Here is a 9,687-nt window from a genome sequence, read left to right on the forward strand (position 1 = left end):
GCCATTGATGCCACTGGCCTCAAGGTTTATGGCGAAGGTGAATGGAAGGTCAAGAAGCATGGAACTGATGGGAAGCGAAGAGTCTGGCGTAAGCTGCATATCGCGGTAGATACAAGCACCCACGAAATAGTCGCAGCAGAGCTGAGCTTATCTAACGTCACTGATGCCGAAGTGCTCCCCAACTTACTCAAGCAAACACGTCGTAAAATCATTGAGATATCAGGCGATGGCGCTTATGACACAAGGAATTGCCATGATGCCATACGGATCAAGCGAGCTGTTCCGCTCATCCCGCCAAGAGAAGGAGCAGCCTTCTGGGAACAAGGGCACCCTCGTAACTTAGCGGTAGGTTGCCAGAAGCTCTACGGCTCCAACAAGAAGTGGAAAAAGCGGTATGGCTATCATAAGCGCTCTCTGTCAGAGACCGCAATGTACCGAGTAAAACAGTTGCTAGGTGGGAAATTAAGTCTAAGAAATTACAACGCTCAGGTTGGCGAGACTTACGCCATGATCAAAGCACTGAACAAACTTACAGGGCTTGGTATGCCTGAAACTCAGTATATTGTATAAAAGTCGCTCAACTTTAGGAGGTTTGGTTTCTCGTCTGAATTACGCAACAAAGCCTTGGTATTGCACTCTATCCTGAGCATGGGTCGAATGTACATGAATTATTAACAGCGGCAGACAAGTCTATGTATCAGTCAAAACGTTCTAAAGCTAGCTCGTTCACTATTGTCGACAACAGCAGTTCGCTGTTAAAGAGGCCTATGTTTTAATCTAAAGTAGCTGTGGAAACGTTCTACATGCGAATATTCAACGACATCGACCACTGTGGCCACTTACAGTAATAAAGCCGCTTTTATCACATAGCAAAAGCTAAACTCGTAAGCTAAACGCTCTCCAGGCATTGAAGAAAAATAATCCATTGTGAATGGTTAATCCTCCCCTTTTAAACGTCAACTTTCACCACCATATGATAGTTAAGATTCATTAACAGGCTATAACTATCCTATGTCTTTTCCTCGTTTATCTGTTCTGGATTTGGCACCCGTGTCCGACGGAACAAACTTCACCGAAACGTTCGAACGCTCCGTTGAATTAGCTCAATCAATCGAGTCCTGGGGCTATCATCGGTTTTGGATGGCTGAACACCATAACATGCCCGACATCGCCAGTGCCGCAACCAGTGTATTACTCAGTCATATTGGAGCGCACACGAACTCGATCCGTTTAGGATCAGGTGGAATCATGTTACCTAACCATGCACCACTAGTTATTGCAGAGCAATTCGGAACGTTAGAGGCATTATACCCTGGTCGTATTGACCTCGGATTAGGACGCGCACCAGGCACCGACTACCAAACAATGCATGCATTAAGGCGGGAACCAGAGCATATGGATCCTGACTTTGAAGAGCTGTTGGAGGAGCTTAATTTCTTTCTTGGTCCCGTATCTCGAAATCAACCAGTCGCGGCTTATCCAGGTAACAACACATCTCTGCCGATTTGGCTTCTGGGGTCGAGTACATACAGCGCACGTTTAGCAGCTAAGAGAGGCTTACCTTTCGCATTTGCTGCACACTTTGCTCCAGATGCAATGTCTCGTGCTCTAAACTTTTATCGAGATGAGTTTGTCCCATCCGAGCATTTAGCTCAACCCTATGTGATGATTTGTGCCAACGTTATCGTAGCGGATACTCAGTCACATGCAGATTTTCTCGCGACAACAGAGAAGCAAAAATTCTTAAAAATGATTCGCGGCAATCGCGAAAAACTTCGCGCACCAGTGAAAAGTATGGCACCACTATGGTCAGCACAGGAAAAGCTTCACGTTGAAACTCAATTACGTGAATCTATCCATGGTGATCAAACATATGTAAGACAGAAAATTGAGAAACTTTTGGAACGCACTGGGGCAGATGAAATTATGGTAAACACGATGGTGTTTGAACAATCTGAGAAGTTGAGATCCTACAGGTTACTATCGGAACTCATGGACAAGTAAAAGAATGGAGGCGCCTCCCGGAGTCGAACCGAGGTCCACGGATTTGCAATCCGCTGCATAGCCACTCTGCCAAGGCGCCTTTCTGATTTTTTATCTCTGTCACCAAAGATTTTGATGGTGCCCCGGGCCGGACTTGAACCGGCACAGCGCGAACGCCGAGGGATTTTAAATCCCTTGTGTCTACCAATTCCACCACCAGGGCAACGCAATCATGCGATGGGTTAGACACCATCTGTCTCAGCGACCTTTGCCGTGAGAACGAGGCGTACTTTAACGGATTAATTTATCTGGTCAACAATAAATATTCTATTTATCAACTGACTGGAGATAAATCCACCTATTTGTATAAATTAATACCAGAAATGTCGATTCCTATCCCCTTTTTGTACTAGCAATTCGTTGCCTGAAAACATATCGTAAACGCATACTTCTGCTAGTTTATAAATCAGACATTTACAATAAGTAAAATATTCTTTATTCGCTAACTTTTAACCTCAATAAATACAACTCATTTTATATCAACCTATTGCAAACAAATGGGCTCATTTCTTTTAACTAAACTCATACTATTTCTCCTACTCTCCATTAATAATCAACTTTTTTTACTACTATGCCAAAGTCTGTGCTTTCTATAGTTTGAATTGTTAAACAACGAATGCAATTGAACAGATAGGGGCGAGTAAATGACTAAAATATTTTTTACTCTTCGTAGATTCGTGATAACGCTAACGGTTATGAGCCTATCGATCCCTTTCTATGTCCGTGCGAACACCTTGACCATGGGGTTAGCAGGTCAAATTAAAGATCGTTGTGAGATTACTTTTTTATCAGGCAATGTGATGACCTTTTCTGAGCAGAAGACGCAATCATTGCCCTTCTCACTATATTGCAATCGCCCTTTGGGGATCACCATCAATTCTCAATATGGTGGCCTTAAATATGAACATCAGGGCGTTGAATTAATTGAAAATTACGAATTATCGTTGCAAGTCGATGAGCTTCGATTAAATGAAAGTCGACTTAGTAGACAATTGCTTTCGCCCGCAATGATAGACAGCTCTGGTGTTATTCCTTTTACTCAACGAGGAGTACTTAGGGTAACGCTCGAAAATAACTTGCTTTATGCGGGTTATTATCATGACGTTATTGAAATTGAAGTATACCCTTCAATTCATAGCGTAACAAAGTAGGAACTCTGCAAATAACTGCAGAGCAATATACGCTCAGCCGTAATTGAGCCAACAATCAAAAGTGAAAGGAATTTCTTATGAAAAAGCTAACACTCTGTGCAGCTGCTGTAACCGCTATTTTTGGTGCTAACGCTTACGCCGCTCCAGGTGACGTTCAGTTAGTTGGTTATGTATCACCTGTTTGTGAAGTGACTGGCCTTGCCACACAGTTAATTGACTTTGGTAACGTCTCAACAATTCAAAGCGTTAGTGTAGGTGGTCTGGAATTGAAATGTAATGATGCAGATGGTGCGACCGTTACCATGACCAGTGCGGAAGGTGGTTTGGAGTCGGATGATAATGAAGACTTTGCTCTAAAATATGACGCAACATTTAACCCTGCTGGCGGTTTAGCATCCTTTACATTGAACGCACCGGGTGGCCCTGGTCTAAACGATGTTTCAGCTTCTCAATCTTATGGTGGTTCAGGCAATTTGGCTACTGGTGTAGGTGCATCAATTGACATTGTTACTACCGAGACATCTCCTTGGGCTGGTGGCTACTCTGACACATTAACTGTGAATATCACCTCAAACTAAACGTACAGAATGAGGGGGCGTATTTCGCCTCCTCCTTTATTGTCATGTAAGATTTTTTTGATGGAGCTCACTGCTATGATTCGTTGGTTCACATTTTTCTTTTTGTCGTTTACGTGTATGTTCGCACATGCTTTTAAAGTAGAACCGATGTCTGCCGAGATGGCACCATTAGGGAAACGTGCTCAAATGACGATGCGGGTGGAGAATACCTCTACTGTGCCATTGACGGTAGAACTACAACCCTATTTCATGACCATGGATGAATATGGTAACGAGACCATTGTGCCTGCGGATGAAGAATTATTGGTCATACCCGTCACTGCCATTATAGAACCAGGCCGGGCACAATCAGTTATGATTCGTTACTTAGGCGATCCATCCATCACTGAATCTAAAGCGTATCGGGTTGCGGTTAAACAAGTTAAAGTGGAACGAGCCAGCAGCAATCAAGGCCAAGTGAGTTTACTTCTTCGATTCAACACGCTCATCAATGTTCGTCCGCAAAACACCTCGCCCCAGTTTTCCGTCACAAGTATAAAACAAAACGACAAAGACAATTGGGTTCTAGATGTGCTGAATAGCGGCAACAGTTACGGACGATTAACCAACACGACGTGGAAAGTATCCGATGGCACTCAATCTACTTATTTAAAAGGAAATGAAATTTCACAACGTATCTCAGGGACGTTAGTATTGCCCCACTCCAAACGTTCTTTTGAAATGTTGCCACTCGAGAACTTCAACATTCGTACACTATCAATTGATATTGAACAGGAGGAGTAACGATGCAATGGCGTTTATTAGCCGGAGTGATAGTGTGCTTTATATATACTCAAGCGTTTGGAATTACACTCTCCCCCACGGTCATTGAGCTAAATACGGATCATCAACTAACTTCGCAGTTGGTAGTTTCCAACAACTCAACCAAAACGCTCGCACTTGAAGCCAACGTTCGACGTTTGACATTTGCGCCTAATGGTACGTTTGAAACGTCTACGTCTAGCTCACCAAATGAAGACATTTTGGTGTTTCCGCCCGCAGCAATGCTCGCGCCCGGAAAGCGTCAAACATTTAGAATACAATGGCTAAGTAAAGTGCCTCTCGAAATGTCGCAAAGTTACTTTATCCGCTTTAGCACCGCCGATATAAATCGAAGCAGTACTCAAGTTGAAAAGGTGAATGGTTTGTCTACTGGGATTAATCTACAGATCCACTACAATGCACTGTTACACGTTCACTCGTCTTCTCTTCAACCGGACATAAAGTTACATATTGGTGAACATGGTAGTTTAACGCTCACTAACACCGGGAATCGATTTACCTTCACTTCATTACTCAGGTTCGACAACCTTCCTGATGATATTAATCAGACCGTGCATAAGGCGCTGGGTGAGCAGTTTGTTCCGCCTCATTCTACTATTACTGTACATTCTTCTTCGATTCAATTACCCGTTGGCATATATCATGGTTATGAAAACTGACATTTTTAAGATCATGCGCACGTTGGTTACGCCCACTTTCATGTGCTGCTTGGTTCTATTCATAATAAATTCTGCTGCCCACAGCCAAGAAATGGTGCTTAATCCAACTGGCCGAGATATTAAACTCACCTCTTTACTAAGGGTCAGTGATACTATATTAGGTGAAGCAGACATCACCATTACGGCAGACAACCAAATTTTATTACCCAAAGAGGACACCCTGTCTCTCCTAACGTCAGTTGTGACACAAGAGGTAATAAATGCGCTTAAAGAATCCAGTGGTGATGACATATTGTCTCAACAGCACTTCGCACAAACAGGGGTAAGTTTAACCTTTGATTTTGCTTCATTAGAATGTGTCTTGACAATCCCACCACAGTCCAGCCTGACACAGAATTTATCTATGAGCGAAGCGGGAAATTTATATAATTATGCGAAGCCAAGCCTTTTGAGTGGCTATGTGAATGTGTCGCTTTCCGCCAATGAAAGTCAATTTGTCGACGAAGACTCTGCTCGAGAAAGCCTATATCGCAGTCGATTCGACTCAGCATTCAATCTAAGCATGCTTAATTTTGAATATGAATCCTTTATAGAAAATGGTTCTCTAACCGGTTCAAGCTACATTAGAGAAGGCACACGCCTTAATATCGATTACCCCCAACAAGGTACTCGAGTAGTAATAGGCGATATGTACAACAGTGGTCAAGCTTTTCAAGATGGAACAGACATTTTGGGAGTTGGCGTGACGCGTGACTTCACTCTTATACCCACCAAAAATGTACGCCCTCGTGCAAGTCAATCATTCACACTCCAGCGCACGTCTAATGTCGATGTGTATATCGATGGCATCCCTGTACAAAGATTAACCCTTGGTGCGGGCAGTTATAATCTCAGTGATATTCCACTAGCACAAGGAAACAATGATATTGAGCTCGTTATTACTGATCGTTCAGGAAATGAAGAACGCATTGAATTTTCGATTGCGACCGGTAATGATTTATTAAACAGTGGCGAATTCGAATACAGTATCATGTATGGCGTTCCATCAGAAATCCAAAATAAACAATTAGAATACCTCACGGATGAACGTATTTTTCACGGTTATCTCGATGTTGGTGTCTCACCTTGGTTAACCTTAGGAGTTAATTCTCAAGTGCGTGAAAACCTATACCAATATGGTGCTAGCGCACTTTTCGCTTCTAAACTAGGCATTACTGAATTAAACGCTTCACACAGTGATCATCCGATTTATGGTCGCGGTGACGCTTATAAAGTAGCATTCGATGCCGAATTTTCTAAATCAAACTCACTAGAGCCACAGTTAAGCCTCAGTTATGAATATTTAAGCAATAGCTTCAGTGGAATATCGGCATATGAAGCATCAAGCAGTGATATTAATTTAACGACTCATTATGCTAGTGCTTTTGGATCCATCTATCTTTCACGTTCATTACGCGCGGCTGTTACTCTAAATTATCGAGCTGGCGTTGATAAAAAAAACGACTATTGGATTGTAAGCCCCAGCCTATCTGCAAGATTATTCGATACACCCGCCACGTGGAGCGCTCGTGTTAATTATAAGAATAACGAGAGGGGGAGCGATGACATTAGCACGACTCTCACCTTAAGTTGGCCACTCAGCAAACAAACACGTGTCGTTGGTCGTTATTCAACAGAACTCAATGAAAGTGCCTTAGATTATAGTTATCAAAATAATATTGGAAGCACTGGCGGCGTTTCTGCATTTGCCAGTGCCATTAATAACAAAGAGACTGACGCGGATGTTAATCTTGGGGTTAACTATACGGCAAACCGCTATGAATTAAGCGCGAGTCACACCTCTCGCCTTGAGAGCATCAGTGATAATACGAGAAATCATAGCACCGATCTTAAGCTTAGTAGTGCGGTGGCATTTGCAGGGTCATCAGTGACAATAGGAAGACCCGTTAGAGAAGCGTTTGCCATCATTAATAAACATGAAAGCCTTGCAGAGAACGACATTGCCATCGACCCTACCCGAGACGGTAAGCAAGCACGCGTCTATCTCTATGAAGACTCTTCTGCGTTGGTTCCTGACCTTGTGGCCTATAGCAGCCAAGTGATCGGATACGACGTGGAAAACTTACCACCCGGTTACGATCTCGGAGAAGGCGCTTTTTGGGTTAAACCTGGCTATAAAAAAGGATTCCAACTGCAAATTGGTTCTGATGCGGTATTAACCGTCATTGGTAAACTGTTCGATCGTCAAAGTAACAGCCCTATTTCACTTGTTGCGGGCTTTGCGCAGTACCTTGGTAAAACACAGCAACAACCAATTGAATTCTTTACAAACCGTAGTGGTGTTTTTGCGATTTCTGGATTAAAACCGGGGCAATACAAACTCGTTCTTGACACTAAAGAACAAGAGTCAGTAGTTATTAATCTTAGTGAACGAAGTGACACCTTGATCAGATTAGGAGAGTTATATGTCGATTAAACAACTAAAGCGGAGCGCGTTGTTCTTGCTACCATTGGCTAATATACCTTCTGTTTGGGCTTGTGAAGCTAACTCTCTGTCTATCCAACCAGTATCAACACAAGCAAAATACGATGTCTTCAATAACAGCAGTTTTGCAACAACCAATACCTATCGTGTGAGTGCAAATATTATTGGTGAGGGCTGCAAACTGAACTTAGTTTTACAGCTTGACGATACAAGTAAATCATTGAAAAGTAGCCGTCAAGATTCGCTCTTTTTCGAGTGGAGTGGGCAATCAGGTAACACAATAGCTAATCAATGGCGCTTTACTTTGACCGAGAACCAACCTGCTGCAACCGTACAAATGCGCTTTCCCGCTAAACAATGGTTAACGTCAGGGATCTATCGAGGCGTATTAGAAGTTGCTACGTCATATGCACAAATAGACGGCAAAATAGAAATAAGTCCTACTTTGCTTCCTGTCACTGTGGATGTACCACCAGCAGCGAAAATTCATTTTTACGGATTATCACAACCACATTATGACCTTGACTTAGGAACGTTACACTCAAACAAAGTAATCAATTCATCGCCTAACCTATGGGTTCAAAGTAACTCTGCCTATGCGGTTGTTTTGGAGTCATCAAATCATGGTGCATTACGCCACGAATCACATGAACCCAAGTGGGATATTCCCTATCAAATTATCTTCGACAACGACTACGTCAATCTTACACAATTTAGTGTACGTATCCCACGTCACGCTGCTACGACTGGTCAACCTATTCCTCTGATCTTTGTTATTGGTAACGCAGAAGAAAAACCTGGAGGTCAATACGAAGACACATTGCAGATATCAATCGAACCTAATTTATCCCAACAGCCATAAAGCGATACATATATCAAAATATGAATACCACATTGGCAAACTTCCGCGTTGTTACCTAGAATTGACTAATCTATAAGTGAGCACAATAAAAAACGGAAATTATAACTATGAGTTATGTAGAACAAGAACATAATTGTAATCGGGCTATAAAGCATATACTTTTGATAGGCGATGACGGGATTAGCAACCAATTTATAATACAAGAAATAAACAAAAGTGGCTATTTTTCTTTTGAAAGAAAATGCTTACAAGAAATTAATAAATCTACTAAGACCATCAGCTCTGATCTCGTTCTTATTAGTTATCTAACCTTAGAAAAGGTTATCGATATCCAAGTAACGTTATCACAGGTATTATCCAATAAATGGATAATTTATGATTTTCCTAAAGAAATTGGAGAAATGATAGTAGCAGAAACACAATTAATGTATCTCATAGATTTGAAAGGGATTATCTACCAGGATGCACCTATAGAGCACTTTACGCGTTGTTTAAAAAGCGTAATTGATGGTGATCTGTGGCTGCCAAGAAAAGTAATGACAGAGATGATAACCGACATTCGTCCTTATGCACTACAGCTGCAAGCGAAACAGACTCATTTAACCAAGAGAGAGATTCAAATATTTAAACTTGTCATCAAAGGCGCATCCAATCGTGAGATATCTGAAGATTTATTTATCGCTGAATGTACCGTTAAAACACATGTTTACAACATATATAAAAAATTAAAAGTAAATAACCGTAAGGAAGCCATTCAAAAGGCAAGCTTTATTTATGATAAAATTTTATTTACCCAGTATCATCACTAACCTTTTCATTGCTTGCAAACTAAATTCACGGTGAAAACATCTAATTCATCTATCAGTTCTTTGATAGTAACTATTCACCCGCGAGCTGGCTTTGTTGCTTAAATCGATGGAACTAAATCAAGAAGCTACGATCTGATCGGCTACACCCATTAATCATCGTAGCCTCATGCCTAAACCTCGTTACAAAACAACTAACTGGACGCAGTACAACAAAGCCTTAATAAACCGTGGTTCTCTGACCTTTTGGATTGATGAGGAAGCGATAGCCGAGTGGAAGC

General features: G+C 41.9%; 10 protein-coding genes, 2 tRNA genes and 1 pseudogene. 11 read left to right on the forward strand and 2 right to left on the reverse strand.

The features are described 5' to 3' along the window. From R7Z77_RS23080 to R7Z77_RS23090, 3 genes are all read left to right on the forward strand, one after another. Positions 1–570: IS5 family transposase (locus tag R7Z77_RS23080; protein WP_318136850.1), on the forward strand; the 570-nt coding region annotated here is incomplete at its 5' end. A gap of 38 nt (positions 571–608) precedes the next feature. Then, the gene (locus R7Z77_RS23085; RefSeq protein ID WP_318136851.1) at positions 609–776 is read left to right on the forward strand and encodes a diguanylate cyclase domain-containing protein; all 168 of its coding nucleotides are present in this window, start codon (positions 609–611) and stop codon (positions 774–776) included. 235 nt (positions 777–1,011) lie between these two features. After that, a complete protein-coding gene (locus tag R7Z77_RS23090; protein ID WP_005376038.1) occupies positions 1,012–2,004 on the forward strand; it encodes an LLM class flavin-dependent oxidoreductase in 993 nt (330 codons plus the stop codon). A gap of 5 nt (positions 2,005–2,009) precedes the next feature. On the opposite strand, the gene R7Z77_RS23095 is transcribed toward R7Z77_RS23090, so the two are convergent. Beyond that, positions 2,010–2,083: transfer RNA gene (locus tag R7Z77_RS23095), tRNA-Cys, on the reverse strand. A 36-nt stretch (positions 2,084–2,119) separates the two neighbouring features. Beyond that, a tRNA-Leu gene (locus tag R7Z77_RS23100) sits at positions 2,120–2,206 on the reverse strand. A 481-nt stretch (positions 2,207–2,687) separates the two neighbouring features. Here R7Z77_RS23100 and R7Z77_RS23105 point away from each other — a divergent pair. The 8 genes and pseudogenes from R7Z77_RS23105 to R7Z77_RS23140 all read left to right on the forward strand — a co-directional run. After that, the gene (locus R7Z77_RS23105) at positions 2,688–3,194 is read left to right on the forward strand and encodes a hypothetical protein (protein ID WP_225492135.1); all 507 of its coding nucleotides are present in this window, start codon (positions 2,688–2,690) and stop codon (positions 3,192–3,194) included. 77 nt (positions 3,195–3,271) lie between these two features. Further along, a complete protein-coding gene (locus tag R7Z77_RS23110) occupies positions 3,272–3,772 on the forward strand; it encodes a hypothetical protein (protein ID WP_169644000.1) in 501 nt (166 codons plus the stop codon). A 75-nt stretch (positions 3,773–3,847) separates the two neighbouring features. Then, positions 3,848–4,555 carry a molecular chaperone gene (locus R7Z77_RS23115; protein WP_169643998.1) on the forward strand — a complete coding sequence of 236 codons (708 nt, stop codon included), beginning with the start codon at positions 3,848–3,850 and terminating at the stop codon, positions 4,553–4,555. A gap of 2 nt (positions 4,556–4,557) precedes the next feature. Further along, a complete protein-coding gene (locus R7Z77_RS23120; RefSeq protein ID WP_169643996.1) occupies positions 4,558–5,253 on the forward strand; it encodes a fimbria/pilus periplasmic chaperone in 696 nt (231 codons plus the stop codon). Positions 5,254–5,344: 91 nt separating this feature from the next. Then, on the forward strand, positions 5,345–7,729 hold the full coding sequence (locus tag R7Z77_RS23125; protein ID WP_169644015.1) for a fimbria/pilus outer membrane usher protein: 2,385 nt from the start codon (positions 5,345–5,347) through the stop codon (positions 7,727–7,729). Then, complete coding sequence (locus tag R7Z77_RS23130) at positions 7,719–8,600, forward strand: hypothetical protein (RefSeq protein ID WP_169643994.1); 882 nt, start codon at positions 7,719–7,721, stop codon at positions 8,598–8,600. Before R7Z77_RS23125 ends, R7Z77_RS23130 begins: the two co-directional genes overlap by 11 nt. Before the next feature lie 107 nt (positions 8,601–8,707). Beyond that, entirely contained in the window at positions 8,708–9,409 is a 702-nt protein-coding gene (locus R7Z77_RS23135) for a response regulator transcription factor (protein ID WP_169643992.1), read from the forward strand. A 166-nt stretch (positions 9,410–9,575) separates the two neighbouring features. After that, positions 9,576–9,687, forward strand: a pseudogene (locus R7Z77_RS23140) (IS5/IS1182 family transposase); the annotation flags it as partial.

This window comes from Vibrio sp. 1401 (assembly GCF_033340295.1).